20 protein-coding genes are annotated in these 21,755 nt (G+C 53.7%); 11 read left to right on the top strand and 9 right to left on the bottom strand.

The window, feature by feature from the left end; translation table 11 throughout:
- Window positions 1–299: 299 nt before the first annotated feature.
- From cas2 (NW862_RS11495) to cas6, 7 genes are all read right to left on the bottom strand, one after another.
- A complete protein-coding gene (cas2, locus tag NW862_RS11495) occupies window positions 300–593 on the bottom strand; it encodes a CRISPR-associated endonuclease Cas2 (RefSeq protein WP_414335565.1) in 294 nt (97 codons plus the stop codon).
- Window positions 594–596: 3 nt separating this feature from the next.
- The gene (gene cas1, locus NW862_RS11490) at window positions 597–2,345 is read right to left on the bottom strand and encodes a type I-MYXAN CRISPR-associated endonuclease Cas1 (protein ID WP_414335567.1); all 1,749 of its coding nucleotides are present in this window, start codon (window positions 2,343–2,345) and stop codon (window positions 597–599) included.
- A 62-nt stretch (window positions 2,346–2,407) separates the two neighbouring features.
- A complete protein-coding gene (cas5, locus tag NW862_RS11485; protein ID WP_414335569.1) occupies window positions 2,408–3,007 on the bottom strand; it encodes a type I-MYXAN CRISPR-associated protein Cas5/Cmx5/DevS in 600 nt (199 codons plus the stop codon).
- Complete coding sequence (locus NW862_RS11480) at window positions 3,004–3,924, bottom strand: DevR family CRISPR-associated autoregulator (RefSeq protein ID WP_414366359.1); 921 nt, start codon at window positions 3,922–3,924, stop codon at window positions 3,004–3,006. The genes cas5 and NW862_RS11480 overlap by 4 nt, the downstream gene beginning before the upstream one ends.
- 85 nt (window positions 3,925–4,009) lie before the next feature.
- Entirely contained in the window at window positions 4,010–5,569 is a 1,560-nt protein-coding gene (cas8a1, locus tag NW862_RS11475; protein ID WP_414427196.1) for a type I-MYXAN CRISPR-associated Cas8a1/Cmx1, read from the bottom strand.
- Complete coding sequence (gene cas3 / locus NW862_RS11470) at window positions 5,566–7,974, bottom strand: CRISPR-associated helicase Cas3' (protein ID WP_414427195.1); 2,409 nt, start codon at window positions 7,972–7,974, stop codon at window positions 5,566–5,568. Before cas3 ends, cas8a1 begins: the two co-directional genes overlap by 4 nt.
- Before the next feature lie 13 nt (window positions 7,975–7,987).
- A complete protein-coding gene (gene cas6, locus NW862_RS11465; RefSeq protein WP_414427194.1) occupies window positions 7,988–8,629 on the bottom strand; it encodes a type I-MYXAN CRISPR-associated protein Cas6/Cmx6 in 642 nt (213 codons plus the stop codon).
- A 367-nt stretch (window positions 8,630–8,996) separates the two neighbouring features.
- Between cas6 and NW862_RS11460 the strand changes: the two genes are divergently transcribed.
- Complete coding sequence (locus NW862_RS11460; RefSeq protein ID WP_414427193.1) at window positions 8,997–9,557, top strand: formylmethanofuran dehydrogenase subunit E family protein; 561 nt, start codon at window positions 8,997–8,999, stop codon at window positions 9,555–9,557.
- A gap of 90 nt (window positions 9,558–9,647) precedes the next feature.
- Here NW862_RS11460 and NW862_RS11455 read toward each other — a convergent pair whose 3' ends face one another.
- The gene (locus NW862_RS11455; RefSeq protein WP_414427192.1) at window positions 9,648–10,232 is read right to left on the bottom strand and encodes a Uma2 family endonuclease; all 585 of its coding nucleotides are present in this window, start codon (window positions 10,230–10,232) and stop codon (window positions 9,648–9,650) included.
- A gap of 175 nt (window positions 10,233–10,407) precedes the next feature.
- Here NW862_RS11455 and csx2 point away from each other — a divergent pair, with 175 nt between their 5' ends.
- The 10 genes from csx2 (at window position 10,408) to cas2 (NW862_RS11405) (ending at window position 21,531) form a co-directional block, all read left to right on the top strand.
- Window positions 10,408–11,727: a TIGR02221 family CRISPR-associated protein gene (csx2, locus tag NW862_RS11450; protein ID WP_414427191.1), complete on the top strand. Its 1,320-nt coding sequence runs from the start codon at window positions 10,408–10,410 to the stop codon at window positions 11,725–11,727.
- A 248-nt stretch (window positions 11,728–11,975) separates the two neighbouring features.
- Window positions 11,976–14,966 (top strand): type III-B CRISPR-associated protein Cas10/Cmr2, encoded by a 2,991-nt coding sequence (gene cas10, locus NW862_RS11445; protein ID WP_414427190.1) that lies wholly within the window; start codon window positions 11,976–11,978, stop codon window positions 14,964–14,966.
- The gene (locus NW862_RS11440; RefSeq protein ID WP_414335536.1) at window positions 14,963–16,087 is read left to right on the top strand and encodes a type III-B CRISPR module-associated protein Cmr3; all 1,125 of its coding nucleotides are present in this window, start codon (window positions 14,963–14,965) and stop codon (window positions 16,085–16,087) included. The genes cas10 and NW862_RS11440 overlap by 4 nt, the downstream gene beginning before the upstream one ends.
- A gap of 44 nt (window positions 16,088–16,131) precedes the next feature.
- On the top strand, window positions 16,132–16,902 hold the full coding sequence (cmr4, locus tag NW862_RS11435) for a type III-B CRISPR module RAMP protein Cmr4 (RefSeq protein ID WP_414335538.1): 771 nt from the start codon (window positions 16,132–16,134) through the stop codon (window positions 16,900–16,902).
- Between the two features lie 13 nt (window positions 16,903–16,915).
- A complete protein-coding gene (locus NW862_RS11430; protein ID WP_414335540.1) occupies window positions 16,916–17,308 on the top strand; it encodes a hypothetical protein in 393 nt (130 codons plus the stop codon).
- Window positions 17,308–17,949 (top strand): Uma2 family endonuclease, encoded by a 642-nt coding sequence (locus NW862_RS11425; protein ID WP_414335542.1) that lies wholly within the window; start codon window positions 17,308–17,310, stop codon window positions 17,947–17,949. The genes NW862_RS11430 and NW862_RS11425 overlap by 1 nt, the downstream gene beginning before the upstream one ends.
- Before the next feature lie 29 nt (window positions 17,950–17,978).
- A complete protein-coding gene (locus tag NW862_RS11420; protein ID WP_414427189.1) occupies window positions 17,979–19,934 on the top strand; it encodes an RAMP superfamily CRISPR-associated protein in 1,956 nt (651 codons plus the stop codon).
- Window positions 19,935–19,964: 30 nt separating this feature from the next.
- Window positions 19,965–20,264, top strand: coding sequence for a CRISPR-associated protein Csx18 (gene csx18 / locus NW862_RS11415; protein ID WP_414335546.1), 300 nt, complete (start codon window positions 19,965–19,967; stop codon window positions 20,262–20,264).
- Window positions 20,264–21,253, top strand: a complete 990-nt coding sequence (cas1, locus tag NW862_RS11410; RefSeq protein ID WP_414335548.1) for a CRISPR-associated endonuclease Cas1 — start codon at window positions 20,264–20,266, stop codon at window positions 21,251–21,253. Before csx18 ends, cas1 (NW862_RS11410) begins: the two co-directional genes overlap by 1 nt.
- Window positions 21,253–21,531, top strand: coding sequence for a CRISPR-associated endonuclease Cas2 (gene cas2, locus NW862_RS11405; RefSeq protein ID WP_414335550.1), 279 nt, complete (start codon window positions 21,253–21,255; stop codon window positions 21,529–21,531). Before cas1 (NW862_RS11410) ends, cas2 (NW862_RS11405) begins: the two co-directional genes overlap by 1 nt.
- 1 nt (window position 21,532) lies before the next feature.
- Here the strand turns inward: cas2 (NW862_RS11405) and NW862_RS11400 are convergent.
- Window positions 21,533–21,755: hypothetical protein (locus NW862_RS11400; protein WP_414427188.1), on the bottom strand; the 223-nt coding region annotated here is incomplete at its 5' end.

Below are 21,755 nucleotides of genomic sequence, written 5' to 3'. Positions count from 1 at the left end.
GTGCTCAACGCCTTACGGCAATCAAAGGAAAATCATGCCGCACCTCAGAATCCTTGCTTTGCAAGGCTCCGATAGCCACTTGGCAAGGTGCTCAGCGCCTTACGGCAATCAGAGGAAAACCATGCGCTTCCATTGTACCCTAACTGGCAGTCAAAGCCTAGCGAACAGGCTTCCCATGAGGGTTCTGAGGTTTTGCAAGCATCTCCAAGCAAGTGGAAACGGCTGGGATCCGCTTACAGCAAGGCTTTGAGGTTTGTTAGAAGCTGAGATACCTCTCACAACGGTGGATCCTTGTTTCTTCAATAGATCCTGTAGCTGCTCTGCTGCTGTGGCCAACTTCCTGGTCGGTTCGAGGTGAGCACCCGCTCCAAACAACGGTTGCAGATCCCCACGATGAGAAGGCCATCTTCCGGCTTGAGGATCTTCTCTAGTTCCCAGCGCAGTTTTTCTCGTTCTCGTAATGTTAGCCAAGTGCGGAAGATTGAGTACTGAATTCGCTCTCCATATCCCTCTAACAACTTCGACGCTTTTCGCCATCGCTTTTGGCAACGTATGTCATAGCATACTAAGTAGCAAACTTTATATTCAGCCATGGTTTACCTCACAACCAAGTTTCCAAATAAGTCACCCTCTCCATTCCATTCTTTTTCTAAAAGGCGAACCTCTAGCTCTAACAAACGACGATAGGTTAAGGAATAGTTAGTGACTGGATGCTTCCACTTTTCCTGCTTGCGATCTTCGTAAATTTGAATCATCTTTTTCCGCCCTTCTTCGCTAAGCCAAACTTGTTGTCCTCGTATGATGAAGTCTGCTTCCGGATCCCATTGTTTACGATTCACTGAAGCTACGATTGGCATATCCACAAGAGGCACGCGAAAGATTTCCATCAAGTCGAGAGCTAGAGGGGGTGCTTGAGAGCGAGGCTGGTGATAGAAACCGAGAGCAGGCTCTAGGCCTACCGTCAAAATAGCGTTCATGACGTCTTTAAGCAAAAGGGCATATCCAAATCCCAGTAGAGCATTAAAGCGATCCTTAGGGGGCCTTCGGTTTCGGCCTGAAAATCGCATCTCCTCTGGCACCTTATCTGATAGCACATAGGGCAAAGCGGCAAAGTAAAGTGCCGATAGATTTCCTTCCAAACCCAGCAAGCTTGATAATGACTCTGCTCGATCGACTTGCTTGAGTACTCGCCTCATTTGGTCAATGGCTTGCTCTACCTCTGGTGGACGAGCAGATCCCAGCCGCATCAAGAACTTACGCTGACTTTGACCTCGACACGCAACCAGCTTCCGAGCTAACTTCAAGCACATTTGAGGATCGCTCAGGGCCTGGTACTGTCGGATCCGGCGTTGGATGCTTCCGTGCCGGGGATCTAGGCTACCAACGTAGCGTCCACCCCCAGAGATTAGGTGAATCCCAATGCCTTGCTCAGCACAGAAATAAATGGCCTGAGTTGAGATTTGAGAAAAACCGTGCAGCACAATTTGCCCGGTTTGCTGAGCAGAGATAAACTCTTCGTTTTGGTTTCGGTAGCTTACTTTAAGACGGAATCCGCTGCGCCCTACCCGCGCCCCCGGCTCTAGAATGTGGACACACTGCCGTTCATCGTCTTCCGGGAAGAGGCGAATAGGCTGCCATTCTCTATCATGAGCTAGCCGCGCTTCTTCAGGTAAGCACACAGGGGCCAGAGAGCAGCCTGCGCAGAGTCGCTCGTTGTCAGTAATTGGGGGACGGAGATGGGATTGGCGCAGCAACCTTGCTTGCTCGATTGCCTGACGCACAGCTTGGCGCCCGGCATCATCGAGGGGAACGCGCACTAGCACATTGTCGCCGTGGTATCGAATTCGTCCTTCAGGGATTGGGATCCCCAGGACAGTTTCCATCAGATAGGCATAGGCCAAGATCTGCAGCCGGTCGCTTTCCCAGGCTTGGGGCTGGTTGTCCGGATCCCGGGCTGCCCGACCCCTTTTATGCTCATAAGGAATAATCTGACCGTCGCGAGTACGCAGGGCATCTACCCGTCCCCGCAAACCCAGATCCTCGCTTTCTAGAAATAGATCCTCCCAATCTTCCCCCTCTTGCTTTTCTAGCTCTGTATGTAGCCGCCGACCAGCAAAAATAGCTGCGTTTTCACTGTAGAGCTCCTCAACTTCTTCTAGGTAAAATAATCGTGGGCAGTAGGCCAATGCATGCAACGCTGAAACACGAATCAAATCTGAATCTATCTGTACAGAGAAATCAGCCAACGATAGCGGCATAATCCAAAGCTCCAAAACATAAACAACATGAAGAATATGAGAAAACCTCAACAATACTGAAAAAACCTTCTCCTCAGATAGAGGCAAAATCTAGCCTCAAAGCACTGCCCGTTCTCGCATACATGTGCAAGGATGACAGCAGACAGCAGCTAATCTGGCCGAATTTCTGTCCAGGCCAATTCAGGTATCTCCTCACTCTCAAGAGTTTGGAGCAAGTACCTTTGCCAGCGGGTGCCACGGGCTCCTACGTGATCGACCCAATACGGCAAAGTGAGGATCCCGTCCTCATCTCGAATTAGCCATCGACTCTGCTTGGGAACTACTGGAATTGGCGTTATCGAGTTAACAAGGTCACGGCTCTCCCCCAAGCTCAGTCCTCCGGATCGGTTAATCGATTCGGGATTCTCAAAGGCTCTTTCCAAATCATGAGCAAGGGATCCTTTAACCAGCACTGCAATCTGCACGTCAGTGAGTAATTGCTGATAGTCGGGACGGGCGTTGGCCGGATCCCGAATGTCTTTGCTTTTAAAGCGACGAAAGGTGCGGATTACCGTAGAAAGTTGAGGTTGGCTCAGTAGGGCAATTGCCAGTTGAGCACCACAATAGCGATGCCGATCCCACTCTCCCAGCAAGGAAAGCAACATTCCATAAACAGTAGCAGGTGGCGGCACCGGATAGGTTTCGGCAAACTCCCTGGCCCAAGATTGACGAAAGCAAGCAATAGGTACCTCAACCTGAAGCTGAATCATGCTGCCTCCCTAGAAGAAATTTGACTTTGAATTATGGCAATTAGGTCGTCAACCGTTGACTTAATGCCCGGACTTACATGAGCACCTAATTCAGCTAGCTTCTCCCCGTCCTCGGTTTCGGCAGCAGCTCCTGCTAGCCATAGCTCTTGAGGATCTATATCTCCTACTTGTACTCGACGCACCAAGTCTGGCATGCTTATTTCTCCCTCAGAGTTTTCTTCAAAACAGTAGAGCAGGCGGGGCGAAAAGTCGTGCGTCCAGCGCAAGACTATGCTATCTGGTGAAAAATCGTAGAGAAAGCGGGAGTGATTGCCGGCTACCTCCCCTAAAGAAACCAGTCCCCTCACTACTTCAATGACTCGCTCTTGCCGCTGAAGTCGAGCAGGGGTCATTGCAAAACCGTATTGATAGCGAGTGGCATGCACTTCTGTTCCGTAGAGAGAAGTGGATCCCTTCTGACCGCTTCTTGCATTGAAGGTTATATCTCCACTGTACGGTCGGGTGGAGATTGCCCGAGTTACCTCTAAAACACCGCGCCTAGCAGTGGTAGTGCCTTTGGCCGGCTTTTTCCCCTTTCCTTTAGATGAGCTTTCGTCTGAGGCATCTACTTTAGCTCCCTCCGCGCGCATAAAGCCTAAAACATCATCATCAATGTACAGATCAGGGTCAAAGTTAGGCTCTTCCCACTCGTTGTCGTTAGTTTCGTCATTCCAGCGTCGGTTGACCTTGCAACCGCTTCCTGATGTTTGCCAGTAGTAACGCAATGCCCAGCGAATTGCTTCAGCAGAAACAGTAGTATGCACTTCATTTTTCCAGAGAATCTTTTGCAGGGTAGTAATATTGCCCTCACTCTCGCCGCGATTGTTTGCAGCAGTACCATAGTTGGTCAAAATGTTGCCGAACAGGTGAAAAGTCATGGTTTTCCTCCAAACTAAGTTGCTAAGTTACTGCTACGTTGATTTTTTGTCTGGCTCACAAGCTTCTACTTTGAAGATTATAGTCTTAGTCCTCTTCTAATTCGGCAGGAGCAATCAAGTCAGTACCGTTCTCATCGGGCTCATCTTGAGTTTCTTCCTGACGCTCCTTACCTTTGTAGCTTGCTAACGCCAGAAGAGCTAGATCCCGTGCTTTTCTCCACTCTTTGGGATCCATAACCAAGTCCATCAAATCATCCCAGTGCTCTTGAAGCGTTGGTATTATCCCAGCTTTTGCCCAAAAGTTAGTAATAAACTCACGGAAGCTTTCTGCATTTTTACATCGAGCTAATCCAGTACGAATACGTACGTTTTCCCTATCAAAGTTAGTCTGCTCTCCTCGATCTTGAGCCTTCTGATATAAACGACCATAGGTAAAGCGAATAGCCTCATGGCAGGTCTGGACAAACCAGCGCTCTCTATCATCCATGTCTGCTCTCATGACCATCTCACTTAAACCTCTGCGTTCGTAGCACAGTTGTTTGAATCGCTCGTTACTGTTAACCCAATCTGAAAACCCGGCATACCAAGGATGATCTCTTGCCAGATTTTCAGCAATCATCTCACGAGCAAAGCTTGTTGCGATAAAGCTTCCTTCCTCCGCTTTTGTCTTAAGGATAACTCGATCTGGTAGTACCGCTTTGCAGATCTGGTAGTTTTTGCAGGCATGATACTTTGCTTCTACAGTAAATAGATCTGTGCGAGACTTTTGTTGTTTCGACCAGGGGACAGAACCTAGAGTGAGAACCTGACATCGAGTTACCTTAAATCCTCGAGAAGATTCTGCAACCTCTTGATATGTCAGAAACTTAAGCCCAGCATCTCCCAAACCGGCAGCATGTAAATCTCGATAACTTGCATAACGGAGCCGAGGATCTTGCCGATAGCCTGCATAGACCTCCATATCGGTGATCTCAGGAACCACCAGAGCATATTGAGCTTTTTGATCCTTCAGCCGTGACCGAAGAATGTAGTAGAAGGAAGAAACAGGAGCGTAGAGGAGTATAAAGGCCATCTCTGGAGACTCTTCAAAGCTTGTATCTGAGGGAAACGCATTATGTCGCACAACGGCACCTGGATTAAGCCAGCCAGCAATGCTAATTGGCTGCCTAAGCCAATTACCGTCTTTATCGCATAGATTTTTGGCAAATTCCTGATGGACATAGCTTTCTAAAGCTTTGTACTTGATAATGATGGGTGGGTAGTTCTCATCGATCTCTAGAGATTCAGTTTGCTCACCAAGAATTTTGCGAGTTTTGTTATGTTGTAAAAATGTTCCCAAGATCCCCTGGTGAATGATTACCTGTGAGTCTTTCCGCATTGACTTACTATCAATTCCTCGCAGTGCGATAAGTCCATTGTTAAGCTGAAAAGACTCTTTAAGCAGCCAGTCAATGACCTCAAAGTCATTTCCCTGCCAGAACAGTTGGACTTGTCGAGGTGTCAGTTCCCAAGTTAGGGACCCTGGCCGCTTCTCTGGTGGAATCTCTTGTTCTATCTGCTTAAGAGTCATCCACAGCCCAGCCAGCCCTGCTCGATGCAGCAGTGTCAACCCAGGATGTCCTATGTGTAGCTTTAGCTCAGTCATGGCGTGCCAAATTCCTCACTATAGCTGATGTATCCAGGCTCTGTGACGAAATAAAATCCGCGTCGCTGCCAATTCCACCACTCTATCTCTTGATCTGGAATCCGAATCGGAATTGCCCAGGCTTGAGCCTCTTGCAGAAAAGCTTGCATCTTCGATAGCTTTTGCCCCTTGGCCAAAGCTTTTTCCTGCCGACCTTTAGCAGCTTCCCAAATAGACTCCTGATCCTCTGCTAGAAGCACCGTTATTGTGTGTCCACTTTCGCGTAGGAAGCTTGGGTAAGTGCACCAATCTTGATCAAGCCAGGCCGATTTTACTTCAACAGGCTCTTTTTGGCTGAGCTGAGAAAGAATGCTAGCTAAATCCCGCTGTGAAACGCGCTCTAGTCCTCTGTCTTTAACCTCATTAACTAGTTTTTGCCCGCTTTCTAGTTCTTCTGCAGTATAGGGAGAGCTTTTATCCCATCTGTAGAGGAGAGCTGTACAAGGTTCTTCTTTTTCGCTTTTCATTCTTCGATTTAGCCGACCCAATCGCTGAACCAAAGCCGTTGCTGGAGCCATGGCAGAGACAAGCAAATCTGCACTTAAATCTAAGGACATTTCACAGACTTGCGTAGTGACAGCAAGAACAGGTTCTGGCCGACTAAAAGCATTGATAACCTGCTCATGCTTGGTGAGTCTATCTTTGTAGCGAAAACGACTGTGGTAAATTAAAACTTTGGCTTTTATATTTTCTAGTTTTTCCTTGGCAACTTGATAAATATCAATACAACTGGACACTGAATTAGTTACCCATAGAACCTTTTGCCTCTCCTGAACTGCCTTGATGACTTTCGACCAAATGAGCTCAGAGTGGGTGGGATCACCTTCTACTTGTATTTGATAGCGCTTCAGTTCTTCTAGCTCTCGCGGTCCTTCAACGGGATCCTCTATAGGTTCACTCAACTCATCCATCACTCGCTTAATTGCCTGGAGCTGTCCTGGGGTAAAGCTAGCGCTCATCAAGAGGACAGGTGCACCTCGAAAAGTCCGTAAGAATCTCAGTAAAGCGCCGAACAATTGATTGTCATAGGCATGCACTTCATCAAAAACAAAGGCAGATTGAGCTAGAACTGGCCATGAAAACAGTGACCTTCTATTGTTTTGCATTAAACCTAAAATGGAATCCACAGTGCAGATAATTAATTTCTTTCGCCATGCTTGCAGCGCAGCCAGACGAGATGAAGTTGCCTCATCTTTTTCGCCCTCTCCGGTTAGCAGCAGTTCTCGATCTAAGTCTGCCCGCGAGTGCATCAGCATTTTTTCTATTGGGGATCCCTCGGCATAGTCTAGGTAGCCCTGAGTAGCTGTTCCAGTGGTAGGGTAGCCAAAAAACAGCCGCTTTCCCACTGCCCACTTTTTTGCCCAAGCATAGGCTCCTAAGGTTTTCCCCGTACCACAGCCTGCTTTTACCAGTGTTACCCGACAGCGGGTATTAGCAATTTGCTCTTGGAAGGGTCGTAGAGAATTTCCCCCTAGTTTCTGGGTAACCAGTTGCTCTAGTTCGCTTTCCTGAAGAACCAAACTCAGGGTATTAGAGATCCAATCCTGTAGGTTTTCTCCCTCTGATGGCAAGATCGATCCTGCCAGATCTGCGGCGATGACCGTGGCTTTAGCCGCCGCCACCAATGCCCGCTGATCTGAGCTTAGACTTTTGGCAAAGTCTCGGAACTGGTTTGCCAAGGTATGTAAATGCTCTTCTAGCTGTTCTTTTTTCCAATTTGCCGAAGGTACATCTGGAATCTCTTCTGGCAGTCCAAGTTTCTGGGATCCCAGTCTCAATATGGATTGAAAATCCCGATGGTCAGTGTAAATACGAACCTCAGTTCCTGTGCCATCCGGCAACTCTGTAATTTTGTGTGATTCCTTGCCCTGTAAATCCACTCCTGCCTTGAGATGATGTCCGATTGCTGCCCAAGTAGCCAAGAGCAGCTCCTCTTCGGTAAATGCTTTCCGTAGCCACTCCCGAAATGGGCTAACCTGCAAGGCGAGTATGCCGCTTAAAAATTCATGTCGAATAAGTTGTTGCTTATTGTGAGCCCTCCAAGCCTTCTCAAGTCTTGCTTTTGATTCGGCATCTAGAATTGATGACTTGAGATAAATCATCTCTTGGAAATGTTGGTTTGCCTTGCCCCAATCATGTAAATAAGATCCCAGCTTAACAATAGATTTCAGACGACTTGCGTCCTTCAACCTCAACTGCTGCTGAATAGTCTCTCCTAGATGCTCTGAAAGAACTTCAGCCGCTGATAATACAGCCGTAACATGACCTGTAAGCTTAGCAGCGCCTTTTGCTTGAGCGTACTCTTCTTCGGATTGGCGGCTGGGATCCCGCTTCTCCAGAGATTTTGCCAGTAAAAACTTAAACATTGTAGATCTCTTCTTACTTGTAAGGTAAAAAGAATCCGCAGCCCATGCGCCGTCGGCCACCTAGGCCTACTTGCTGCAGACGAATTGAATCTTCCTCTTGTAAGTTCTCTACCAATGTTGAGAAACCTATGATTGTATGCCCCTTGATTCTTAAGGTTTTACGCAGAGGCTTTCCGGTTTTATCTTGCAGTACTGTTACCTGGCCTGAAATCTTTAGCTTCTCTAGCTGAGCCTGAGCAGCTTGGGCAAATGTATCCGGCTCAGTGTAGCCCTTGATCGTAACGATTCGAGCTTTCAGGGAAGTACTTGGTTTGAGAGTAAAAATCTTAGGGATCCCTAGCTGTACCTCATGAGATCCAATCTTCAATTGTTTACCGGCTAGCTTGTACACCTCCGCCACTGCCTCGATAGGTAGTCGAATCCTAATGTGGGAGTGTGGAGTTAGTAGGATTTTGCCTTGTCTATCTCTGATCCCTGCTGTTGTCAAAATACCGACGCAGGGATTCCGATGCAACATCGGCACTCGGTGACACAGTGCCGCCAATAAGCCGTATCCATGATCTGCAGGGAGCGTGGCTCCTCGTATAGGCAGGCACAAGTCTACTACGAGGGTAAGGAAGTCTGTTGAGTCAGGTGGTGAAGCCTCAGCAGTCATTGGTCTGGCTCCGCGTACAACTGCAATTTAAGACATCCCAGAAAGGAGGTTACTGGGGGCTCTTATCCCTTGTCAAGTGATAGACAGCGCCCTAAGGCGATCAGTGGATAGGGCAGTCAGGGGTGTTAGAGCCTGCTGCCACCAGCAAAGCACTTCTGACCACAACGGCCATTTAAGGGTGCTCAACGCCCGGAGGCTTACCTTCGACAATATCATCGTTCTCGGCTCACTGCACTTGTGAGTCAGTTCTGGGAATAGTTCTCAGAAGGCTGTTGGATCCCCCGCCCCTGCATAGGCAGGCTCAAGGGGCAGGGCTTAGGATGGCTTAGCATCTTTCTGCTTTTCATGTCTCCCCACTGCACTGCCTATGAACTTGTTCTTCGTTGCCAAGCCGCAGCCGTTTTCTCTTCTACTGATCGCGCTTCAGCTAGCTTTGGGAGCACCAGCACCAGCTCATCCGAGTTCTTTTTCTGGAAGTGACTCGACGGCGATAGCAGTTCAGAGAGTAACAGAAATCCATGGCGGAGCCGGCCCTTGGGCAGTGATCGGCTATCGCATGGGGACGCGCGCCCTTGCGGAGCTAGGCTTAATGGATCCAACTCCCCACACTTCTAGGAACCGTTTTTTGGTGGAGGTTATTCACGAGTCGCCGCTGGAGATCCCGTTTGTGTGTATTGTGGATGGCTTGCACGCTGCAACAGGAGCCAGTTTGGGCAAACTGAACTTGAAGCTGGTGGAAGTTGGCTCCCTCGACAAGATGCGCAGTGTGGTGATCCACCGAGAGACCGGCAAGCGGGTGGAGTTTCAAGTTTTGCCTGAGTTTATCGCCAAATACCGGAATTTGCCCCCGGAACAACTGGCGGCTGCAGGCCAGGAAGTTCTCCAACTGGCCGATGAGAAGCTCTTCCGCTTCACGATTAGCCCTTAGCAGGAAATCTTGTTTTGGGATCCCTTCAGCATTTGTCAATGGCCTGGAGATAAACTAGCAGGCTGTTTCACGCTATTTGCACTAAACCCACTAAGGGATCCGCGCTTGGGCAAACACATCCTGGGGAACAACCTTCAAGCCCGGCAAGCAATCGTCTTGGATGGCCTGGGATCCTGCAAATGTCTGCGGCGGGGCATCGGGGTAGAAGACGGTGATGCTCTTGGCCTGCGGATCCACAATCCAAACGCGCAGGATCCCGGCCTGCAGGTAATCTGCTGCTTTTTGAACCACAGCCCCAAAACTCTGACCCGGTGAAAGAATCTCAACCACCAGTTCGGGAGCTGTTGGACAAGGGCCGTCTTCCACCTGCTGCTCTGGCCAGCGTTCAAACGAAACATAGAGCAAATCAGGAACGGGAAGCCACTTCTGACCCTGCCTTTGCAAAACAATTGCCAGCTCTGTATATACATCTCCCTTGCCCTGACACCACGCATCCAGAATGAAAAGCAATCGCTTCTGCAGAGAGGCATGAAATCTCTGAGGGGACATCGGCGCATCTTTGGGAACAGCTTGTCCATCGACCAGCTCGTAGGTAATATCTTCCTCTGGCAAAGCAAGAAACTGTTCGGGAGTGAGTTTTTGATGAGAAATCGATAGCTGTTCGGTCGAGAGCATGCCCAGATCCTCATCGTTCTAGAGGCCAACTGCTTTCTAGGCTAACTCCGGGCTCCTTCCACCTTCACTGCTTGGGAAAAGGCGTCTTGTTTTCGTGAAGGGGGGGCTTCCAGGTTGCGGTAGCTTGCAGGCGGTTGTGCTTTGATGCTTTGCAGACCCAACCGCGAGGATCCCTATGGCTAAAACCCTTTTGACCACCCTGGGCACCGGCGATTACACCGAGACGGTGTATTGTTTTGGGGAGCGGCGGGCAGAGAAAACCTGCTACGTTGCCAAAGCCCTCTGCCAGCTCTTTGAGATTGACAGAATTATCCTCCTGCTGACGGAAGAGGCCCGCGCCAAGCACTGGAGCCGCCTGCAGGAAGATCTACCGCCCCATGTGGAGAAGGTGGCCAAGGCCATTCCCGAAGGCAAAACCGAGGCGGAGACCTGGGCCATCTTCGACGTGCTGGTTGATAGCATCGAGCCCAACACCCGGCTGTTTTTCGATATCACCCACGCCTTTCGCTCCATCCCCCTGCTGGTGCTCTTGGGAGCTGCCCTTTTGCGCAAGGCCAAAAATGTCGAGATCCAGGGGCTCTACTACGGCCTCTACCGCCCTGGTCAGGCAGAAACCCCCATTATCGATCTCACCCCCGCCCTTCGGCTTTTGGACTGGCTGACGGCCACCGACAAGTTCATCAGCACCGGCTCAGCCCTGGAGCTGGGGCAGCTTTTGGACAGGGTTCAACGGGACTTTTACCGGCAGCAAAAGCCCGGCAAAGGGGATCCCAGGCCCACCCGGCTGCAGAGCTTTGGACAAGCCATCCGCGACATCTCCCGTTGCCTGGAGCTGGTGAGGCCGGTCAGCCTGCAGGAGGACTTGCGCAAGTTACAAAGACACTCTACCCAGGAGTTGGCCGAAGAGGTGGGCCAATTTGCCAAGCCCTTTGGCCTGCTGCTGCAAAGCATTCAAGACAGCTACAGCCAACTGGCGCTGCCGGCAGACCAGAAGGAGGATCGCCGAGCTCAAGTTCAAAAGCACTTTCAACTGCTGCGCTGGTATGTGGAAAAGCGCTTCACCACCCAAGCCCTTCTCTTGGCCCGGGAGTGGGTGGTTTCTGCCCTTTGCCTCTGTGAGGGGATCCAAGACTACCGCGGGCGAGAAGCGCGGCAGGGAATTGAACACCAGTTGGGATCCCTCATCCCGCGGGAAGAGCAGCTCTTGGGAGATCCCCCTGCGACTGGATCCCTTATCCAGCAAGAAGAGCAGCCTCAGTCTCTTCCTCCCATTGCCGCCCATGTCCCAGATGTGCAGCAGCTTGCTGATCTTTGGTCTCGCCTTAGCCCGTACCGCAACGACGTGGCCCATGTGCAGATGAATCGCCAACCCCTATCCAGCGAAAAGCTGGAGAGCTTCGTCTTGCAGGATCTGCTGCCCAAACTGGAAGCGCTGTTTCCCGAATTGACCCGGACAAAAGGGGAATTGGAAGGGGATCCTTCCAGTTCTCAGTAGGCTACAGACATCGGCCCACCCTCAGGTTCTGAGTTTTCAAGCTCGGTCAAACAGTTGGCAGGGGCTTAGCTTGTACAAGTCCTACTGAGCTGGAGAAATACTAAAGAAACCTGAGGGCTGGTCGGGATCGGTGGATTTTGTTTTGTAGCTTCTGCAGCCAGGTATCGGGTGGCTGCTGGGGTTTTGTTTACTTTTTTGTCTCTTGCGCGTTCAGTTCTTAACTCTCCCATTTCTCCTGCGAAAACACCATGTCTCATCACTACTGGCAAGCGAAGCTCTGGGGTTTGCTGCACGACCCTGCCCTCAAGGCCCTCCACGACGCCTCTGGCCGCGCTAAGGAAGGGCTGTGGCCAAACTTAGCGGCGATGCAAGGGTGGATCTCGCCCAAGGCAGAGGGATCCCTCCTAGCAAGCGTTGGCGATGCGGATCTGGTTGCCGCCGCCAGCGATCGGGCTGCCATTGGCCACCTGCCGGTTGCCATCGACTACCAGGTAGCCGATCGCGGCCACAGCCTGGGGCCGGGCCTAGAGATGAGCCATCTGCTTTCGGGGCGCAAGCGCTTTTGGCAACTGCCCGAAGAGGAACACCGGGCCCTGCAGCAAGCCGGCTCCCGCGCCGAGCACCTGATGCAGCTAGAGAAAAAGGTGATTCCCGATTGGATCCGGCAAGAAGAGGAGGATATCCAGAAGGTGTTCTGGTGGTTCTGGCGCTGTTTTCCCCAGGCGCTGGTTCGGGAGTTGGGCGATGAGAACCTCCTGCTTTTGCCGGCGGAAACGCGGCTGCCGGATGGATCCCTGTGGAGCCACACCAGTGTCGTGGCGGCCCTGGCGGGCTGTTTGGCCGGCTACGACGAGCCCAAGTTCACGCGGCCCTTTTTGGCCAGCTTCACCTTCAACCCCATCCAGGAGCTGATCAAAGCCAGCCGCAAGATGCGGGATTTCTGGGCCGGATCCTGGCTGTTGCACTACCTCTCGGCACGGCTTTGCTGGCGCCTAGCGGAGAAATACGGCCCCGACTGCCTGCTCTACCCCAGTCTCTACGGCCAGCCGTTGATCGATGCCTGGCTGCTGGAGAAGTACCCCAAATTTGCCGAGTGGATCCCTCAACCTTCTGCCCACGCCCTGCTCACCGCCGGCTTCCCCAACGTGATCCTCTTGCTGTTGCCGGAAGAGCGGGTGCAGGCGGCCATGCAGTTGGCCCAGCAGACCCTCAAAGAAGAATGGCGCCACCTGGCCGAAAGAGCGCTGGAGCACCTGCAACTGGAGCGCCGCTGGCTGGTGCAGTTGCGCCCGGAGGATCCCACCTGGGAGGGATGGCTGGAGCACCAGTGGCAGCTCTACTGGGCAGCAGCACCCCTGGGATCCCCCCAGCAAAGGCTCAAAGACACCGCCATCCTCAAGTCCCAGGAGCCGGTCGAACGGGATCCCTGGGTCAGCGCCCAAAACCGCACCTACCACCTAACAGGAGAGCGGCAGCTTTTTGCCGACGCGGAGCTGAAGTTCCTGCGGATCAGCTTCTGGGATCCCCAAAAGCAGCAGCGCCGCCAGTACAAGCCGGGGCTGAACGTCGGCTCCTGGTGGGCAGCGGCGGTGGAGGCGACGCGCCGGCTGCAGGCTGCCTGCAAACAGGCCCGCGATTGGCAACTGCCGGTGGCCTTTGGACCGCGCAGCACCGTCTCCGGCCTGGGGCCGGTGGTTCACCCTTCCCCCAGGGATCGCTGGATTGGCGAAGGGGAGAGCCGGCGGCTTTGGCAGCGGCAGGCGGGGCTTTTCGATGGCCGCGAGCAGCTCAACGCCACCGAAACGGTCAAGCGGGCCCTGGACAAGGTGTTGCCGGAGCTCTTTCCCAACCTCGATGAAGACAAGATTGCCGCTTCCTACCCCGATCTCACCGCCGGTGTGGCCGGCTACCTGAAAACCCACGGGCGACGGGAGCAGGAGCACTTGGAGCAAGCCTGCCGGGCCGTTGAGGCCATCCACCCCGGCATTCGGGAAGTGGTGCGGGAGATGCGCGGCAAGTGGGGGATCCCGTGGGCCGACCAGCAGAACCTACGCTACCACCCGCGGCTGCTCAACGCCGGCTGGCTGGTGGAAGACCTGGAAGCAGACGCAGCAACCCAGAAGCGCTGCCGCCAGGAGATAGAAGCCACCCTCAGCCGCTACTACCCCAGCATCAACCCCGCCAGTTGGTACGTGCTGGCCGCCGGCGACGGCGACGACATGGGCCAGTGGCTGAGGGGGGAGAAGATGCGACCCTACTACGACTACCTGCCCCAGCCGCTGCAGCGCCTAGCCGATAAACAGAAGGACACCATTGGCCAGGTCATCAACTCCGAGGAGCTCGACCAGGTCAAGGACGCCTTCGGCGAATTTGTCAAAAACAGCCGCAAGCGCATGGGCCCGGCCACCCACAGTGCCCTCAGCCGCGCCCTGTTGGATTTTTCCGGCCAGTTGGTGCCCTACCTCACCGAGCAGCGCTACGCCGGCAGGCTCATCTACGCCGGGGGAGACGACGTTTTGGCCTATACCAACCTCTGGGAGTGGGATGGCTGGCTCTGGGACATCCGCCAGTGTTTCCGCGGCGGCGAAGACGACTGGCGGGAGTTCGCCAACGAAGGGGACTACTGGCAGTGGCAAAAGGCGCAGTTGCCGCCTGGCCTCAGCCGCCGCCCTCTTTTTACCCTGGGATCCCTGGCCAGCATTAGCTTTGGCGTGGTGATTGCCCACCACTCGGTGCCCTTGGCCATTGCCCTGGAAAATCTCTGGGAGGCGGAAAAAGACGCCAAAGGGCAGGCCTATGCCCATGGCAGCCCCAAGGACAGCGTCCAGGTGCGGGTACTGTTTGCCAACGGCAACCAACTGGTGGGCACCAGCAAGTTCGACACCTTCGACAAGTGGAAAGACCTGCTGGATTTTGACTGGAAGTTGCTGGGCCAACAGCAGGATCAAAGCTCGCTGTTTGAGCAGGCTGCCCAGCTCTGGGAGCAGCACCCCGCCCCCAGCGTGGAAGCTGTGCCCGATTGGGCCCGCTTGTTCTGTAGCCGCCGGGATCTCTTTGGCGGCGAAAGCGAGCAGAGGGATCGCTTCCAGGCCAAGCTAATCGAGTTTATCCAGCACTTTTGGCAGCACAGCCTGCCCGCCCAGCCGGCAGCCTGGGATCTGGCCATCAAAAACTGGTTTAAGCTAGCGGCCTTTGTGCTGCGCAACCGCACCGTGAAATTGGGGAGGAACGGTCGATGAGTTGGTTCACGCTATCGCCTTTGGATGTGTGGATGTTTCGCGATGCCAGGCCCTTTGCGCCGGGGGAGCGGGCCTGGGCCACCAGCGGCTTTCCGCCCAGCGGCCACACCCTGGCCGGAGCCATCCTGGCCCACCTGGGCCAGCCGACAACCCTGCGCCTGCGCGGCCCCTTCCTCTGCTGGGATGAGCAGCTTTACTTCCCCAGCCCCCTGCACCTTGACCAGGGATCCCCGCTGGTGCCCATCCCCTGGCTGGAAGAGGAGCATTCCTACAGCGGCTACCGTTGGGATCCCACTCGGCCCGCCCCTTTGGTAGCAGCAGCTCCGGAGGAGGAACGGCCAAGCCCCAAGCAAAAGGCCGCCGGCTACCTGCCCTTTCAGGCGGTGCAAAAAGCGCTGCAGGGCAAGGGCTGGGATCTGGCTCAAGCCGTTCCGCCCCCCTGGGTGGCAGAGGTGCGGCCCCACAACACCCTGCAGGCAGGCAAACGTCAGGTGCGAGAAGCCGATGGCTACTTTGTGGAAACCTGCATCCGCCTGCAGCCCGGCTGGAGCCTGGCTTTCTCCATCGAGTGCTGGGATCCCGAGCGCGAAACCTGGGATCCCTTGCCCCTGGAGCAAGAAGAGGTGGTGCGGCTGGGGGGAGAAGGCCACGGCGCTCTCCTGGGCCCTTGCCCAAAGCTGGGCAAGCAGTGGCAAGCGCTGCAGGAGCTCTCCCAAGAGACCTTCCGGCAAACCCGGCGGGCCTTGGCCTACCTGGTTACGCCTGGAGTGTTCATCAAGAAGGTGGATGGGCGCTCCCTCTGCCGCGCCTGGCCCTGGGAATGGCGCTTGGCCACCCCCCACCCTGCCCACTCCCTCACCGGCCCTCTGGTAAGCGTGGCCACCGGCAAGCCGGTTCCCATCAGCGGCCGCCTGCAGGTGGATTCCCTAACAGAGCCGCGCAAGACCAGCTTACCGGCTCCGCAAGTGTTTGCCGCCCCGCCCGGCAGCGTCTACTACCTGGAGCAGCCGGCTCCCCTTGGGCAGGACGAGCCGGAGCTGGAAGATGGCCGGCTCAACGTCTTCCACCGCTGGCGGCTGTTGGGCTACAGCGAGTTGCTCTGGCTGCCTTGGGTTAACTGATGCTTTTGCAGCCCTGTTCTTTGTCGATAAGGAGTGTTTTTTCGATGACTTTTCACCTGGTCTATCTCACCCTGTTAACCCCCCTGCACACCGGCGGCACCACCCAAGAAGGCAACCTCTTGGGCATTGCCCGCGAAGCCCACACCAACTTGCCCTACATTCCTTCCAGCACCATCCGCGGCAAATTGCGGGCCAGTATGGCTGAGAAAGAGTTAAAGTTTGAGCTCTTTGGCAACGAAATTGGGGAGGGGGATCAGCTTACCCAAGGCTCCATTTGGATTGGGGATGGATCCCTGTTGTGGGTGCCGGTGGCTTCCCTCAGCCACGGCGTAGTCTGGATGAGCTGCCCCCTCTTGCTCAAGCGCTGGCTGCGGCTAAGTGGCCAGCAGTTGCAGGTGCCGGATCCCTATAGCACCAACTTAGAGACAAACCGGCCCCTCTACCTCAAGGATGCCATCCTGAAAAATGGCCTGAAAAAGTGGGCCAACTGGCAAGACTTTGTCAAGTCTTCCAGCATCACCCGCGTCATCGTCTTGCCGGATCAGCACTGTGCCACCCTTATTCAAATGAGCCTGTGGCGGCAGGTAAAAGTTAAGCTCAGCGAGCACAAAGTTGTAGAAGGCGGCTTTCGCTACGAAGAGGCCATTCCCCCCGATAGCTTGATGTACTTTACCTGGGGGGTAACAGCCCAAGCCAATGGCAGTTCCCAAAAAGCAGTAGAGCAATTCCGGAAGCTTCTGCAGGATAACCAGCTTCTGCAAATTGGCGGTCAGGAGAGCCTAGGTCGGGGCTTTGTCGAGTTGTCTTGGAACTAGTTGAGGAGGTTTTATGGAAACTTTTGATCCCCGCACGTTGGCCAAGCCTGTTTACGAATCCCTTCGCCAGTTAAGGGCTCAAACCAGAGACCAAGAAAAGCTTAAGGAGCAGAAAAACCAGGCTGTGGAACTCTACACCTACCTTTCCACCTGGGGCCTGCTGCGCCTTAAGGCAGAAGAAGATGCCCTCGGCCAAGACGGCAAAAAGCAAGTGGTCAAGGAGTTCTTTAATTGCCTGGAAGAGATTTCTGGTCAGAAGGGAATTGCTAACTCCAATGGTCTGGATCGTCTTATGGGACTGGGAGTCGAAGAGTATCTAGGTTTAACAGGGTTAGGGCTGGCTTTGGCTCAGGAGTTTGGCTTTTGGGCCATGGCCATCTACCACGACATTAAAGGAGGGGAGTAATGGGCGTCGCGATCCCCCTGCAAGCGATTTCCCTGCAAGAAGGCAGCCGAGTGGTTATTCATTCTCTTACCTGGCAAGACTGCGAGAGCATTCTGGAGGAGCTGGGCGAAGATCGCCACACTCGCATTGCCTACTACGATGGCACTTTTGAGATCATGTCTCCCTTATCCAAACACGAGCGCCTTCATCGCATTGCCGGGTATATTGTCTCAGCCATTCTCGATTCTCAGGGTAGGGATTGGGAAGACTTTGGCTCAACAACCCTTAAAAAGTCAGGCAGGGCTGGAGTGGAGCCCGACACCTGCTTCTATGTCAATCACCTGGAGTTGGTGCGAGGTTGCGAGGGCAGGATCGATGTCGATCAGTTGCCCCCACCTGATCTGGCCATCGAGTCCGACGTTACTTCCCGAACTTTTATTGAGGCCTATAGAGCCATCGGCGTGCCGGAAGTTTGGATCTTGGGTGAGCGAAGTTTGCGGATCTTTATCCTGCAGGGAGAAGACTACGTAGAATCAAGCCGCAGCCGGCTTTTTCCAGACTTCGACATCCCCAATCTTGTACCTCAACTCATTCGACGCGCCCTAGAAATTGGTACCAGCACCATGTTGCGTGAATTTCGCCAAACCCTTGGCAATTCCTAACCCTGTTTCCCGCTTTTGGAGAAGATCCCATGACCGGTCATCGCCCTGCTCGTCCTGGCAACACGCCTGAGCCGCTTGCTCGTCCCCCCAGGCCAGGGGATCCCAGCCGCCGGCCGCCTCAGGAAAATCGAGGCCCCAATTCTCCTAGAGGAGGCAATGGAGGGGGAAACCAGCCGCGCGGTGGAGGGGGCAACAATCCTCCGCCCTCGCCTTGGCTGGGTCACCCCTTGGATCCCACGCCCAGGCCGGATCCCACCGCCGGTTTTATTGAATATCTGCGTTGGATGCGAGCGCGGCTCGATGCTTTTAAAGACGGCACCAAAGCGGAGCTGGCGCACCAAGTGGAAACAACGATTAACCTTGGAGCCCGCTTGAAAGTTTTGAACGAGCGCACCCAACGCCTTGCCAGCGACACCTTTCAGGTTACCTGTCCCTGGCGAATTCGAGTCGGTGGGGCCAAGGGCCCAGAGAGCATGTTGCTCCCCGCTTTCGATCACTTAGGGATCCCTTACATTCCTGGCTCCACCCTGCGCGGTGTAGCCCGCTCCCAGGCCATTCGGGAGCTGATGCAGGAGCGCAACCTATCTTGGGATCAAGCAGACCAAGCTGTAGCTCCTTGGTTTGGCCACCTACAAGCTGAGGAAAAAGATAGCGCCGGCAAGGTTGTCTTTTTGGATGCCTATCCGGCACCCACTCGGCCCCGAAGGCGGGAGGATCCCGATAACTCCAAAACGGGGGGGCTGGCTGTAGATATTGCTAATAACGTCTGGAAATGGAATGGAAAAAATCTTGAATACTCGACCAACCCCAACTTGTTCTTCTCTCTCAAGCAAGCCACTTTTTTGATTGGCCTACGCAAAGGCAGCGGCTGCACCGATGAGATGCTGGATCAAGTTAAGCAATGGCTCCTCCGGGGTTTGGAGCAAGGGGTGGGATCCCAGGTGAATACCGGCTACGGTCGGCTAATCCCCTCAGGGAAATCGCCGGACAAGAGCCAAGGAGAATTCTTGCGCCTGCCCTTTGAGTTAGAAGGCCAACTCATTCACGGGCGCCAGGTAGTCAACTGGAGACCCGACAAGAATCGCTACGACAACCGATCCATCGCCGAAGTGCGGCCCGTGGCCTTTAAGAATATGCTGCGCTATTGGTTCCGCACCTTTGCCCTGGGAGTTTTGCCGGTCGATCAGGTGCAGGAGTGGGAAGGGCAACTTTTTGGCGCCATCACCCCTAAGCAAAAACACGGCTGGATCCATGTAGATCTCCTAGATGGCAAAGTCTCTCAGCCGGAGCCCAATCAGCAAGGAAGAAATAAACCTGCCGGACGACAAGAAGGGATCCTCGTCTTGAGTCTTTCGGGCGAGTGCCAAAATTATGCTTCGCAGGAAGATCAAGAGGCGGCGAAAAAGCTCTTTGCCAACCTCACCTGGATGATGTTCCATCTGGGAGGTGTGGGCCAAGGGGCCAGAAGACCCTGCTACTCCCGCCAAAACCGCGAGCGGGCTCCCTGGTGGCGCGGCTCTACCCTAATTCCCAGGTCAGAGGATGCCTTTTGGGAGCTGCCGGAATCGGTGGCTGAGTTTCAGAAGCTTTTCCAAAAGCGTCTGGAAAACTTTTTTGCCGCTCTCAAGACTCTAACCAAGCAGGCTATTAACCCCAATAGCCCAAGAAGTGTTGGCCAAGTTGACAGGGATAAATGGCCGCAAGCAGTGGATGCCAACTGCCAGATTGTGGTCTGCAGCGGCGAGGAAGAGTTTAATAAACCCTATGCCCTGGCAACTTTGCATCGTCTTGGCCGGCAGGGCGAAGGCCGGTACGACAAATTCTTGTGTGGGGGTGTACAGGTACCCTCTCCGGTTTGGATTGCCGATTTGGGTGATTACCAAGTGGTTACCGTTTTTGGAGCAACGGCGGATCCTAGGAAAATGTATCTCGACGAGCTCAAGGGAAGTGCCGATGGCTTTGGAGTAATCTGGCCCTTGAGATAGAAAAAATCTTGGAGAGTTTTCGGGAAAACCATGCCTAGAAAGAAGATCAAAGCCAAAGTTCTCAGAAACCTTGTTACAGCTACAATCAATGGCCTGATTACACTGGCCATTTTGCTCATTGCTCCCTTAGGTCTGGCAGCCGTGATTACCAACACTATTCTGGTTACAATTGCCAGCTTCTTTTCTGGAAGCTTAACGGAGATAGTCATGGATCTTTTGTCAAGTCCTGAAATTAATGTAGATGTTTTACCAGAAGAGCGCCAATCCAAGACCAGCACTTCCATAGAGCCAAGGCGAGGCTCAGAGAGTCTGCGTCGAGATGATCGATAATGCGAACCTTGTATGTTTCCCAGCAAGGGTGCAGGCTAAGCCTCAGGCAAGAGTTTGTGCTGGTTCATTTGGGCGATTTGCTCTTGCAGGAGGTGCCTCTGCCCTTGCTAGAGCAAATTTTAATCTTCGGCCGCTCGCAGGTGACTACCGATGTTGTAAGAGAGTGCTTGAAGCGCAATATCCCCATTGCCTACCTCTCCCGACTCGGCTATTGCTACGGTCGCCTCATTCCCATTGAAAGGGGCTACCGCCGCTTGGCCCATTGGCAACAAGCACTCCCTGAAGCATGGCGATTGCAAACAGCAGCCCAGATAGTGCGAGCTAAGCTCCTCAATGGCCGCGTGTTGTTGATGCGGCAACTTAGGCAGCGCCCCAGCGAAACTGGGGATCTAACCCTGCGCAGCCTGGAACATCTGGCCGAGCAAGTTCTGCAGGCTAAGTCTCTAGATCAATTGCGCGGCATTGAAGGGATCGGCGCAGCCCTGTATTTCCCAGAATTGGGCAATTGCTTGCAACAAAAAGGATTTGTTTTGCTCAAGCGCACCCGACAACCACCCACCAATCCAGTCAATGCCATGCTTAGCTTTGGCTATATGGTGCTCTGGAACCACCTATTAACCTTGATTGAGCTGCAAGATTTGGATCCCTATCAAGGTTGCCTACATGCCAGCAGTGAACGCCACGCTGCTCTGGTTTCCGATTTGCTGGAAGAGTTCCGAGCGCCTATTGTGGACTCCCTGGTACTGTGGCTTGTCAACAGCAGTGTTATGGATATCCAAGAAGACTTCGAGTATCGAGATGGGGGCTGTTTTCTCAACGATGCTGGCAGAAAGAAATACCTCAAAGCTTTTCTCCAGAGAATGGAGGGATCCATTACAACTCCTGCTGGGGATCAGCCCCGCTGGGATTTGCTAACACAGCAGGTTAAGAAGTTTAAGCAGTCCGTCTATAATCCTCAAGACTTGTATCAGCCTTACCGGATTCGCTGATGTTTCTTTATGTTGTTACCTACGATACCCCCTGTGACAAGCGCCGCAAGAAAATTGCCGACTTGCTAGAAGGCTACGGCAAGCGGGTGCAGTACAGTGTCTTCGAGTGCGTCCTCAACAAGGACAAGTTCGAGGAGCTCAAGCTACGGCTCCGGAAAAGGATCAAGCCCAACGAAGACAGCGTCCGCTTCTATCCCCTCACCAGCCACGCCCTCGATCAAGTGGAAATCTGGGGTGAACCCCCTTTAACTGCACCCCCTGGCTCGGTCATCGTGTAGCTCAGGCAACTTTCCCCCTACCTAAGTACTTGATGTTCTCGAAAGCACACAAAAACGGTATCAGCAGCTCTGCGAGCGCCTCGCCAAATCCCGCAAAGGCCGATTCTTTCGTTGACCCGCTCGATGCCTTGCCCCACAAGGCTTTCAGGCCTCTTGCCCCCCCTCTTCTAGGCCCTTTTTCGCCGTCTTCGACCGACCCCCTCGCAAATGGGTCTTGCATTCCT

This window comes from Synechococcus sp. H55.8 (assembly GCF_047462375.1).
Taxonomy (GTDB): Bacteria; Cyanobacteriota; Cyanobacteriia; order Thermostichales; family Thermostichaceae; genus Thermostichus.
The sequence above is the reverse complement of the archived record's forward strand: the minus strand, read 5'-3'. Positions and strand labels throughout refer to the sequence as shown.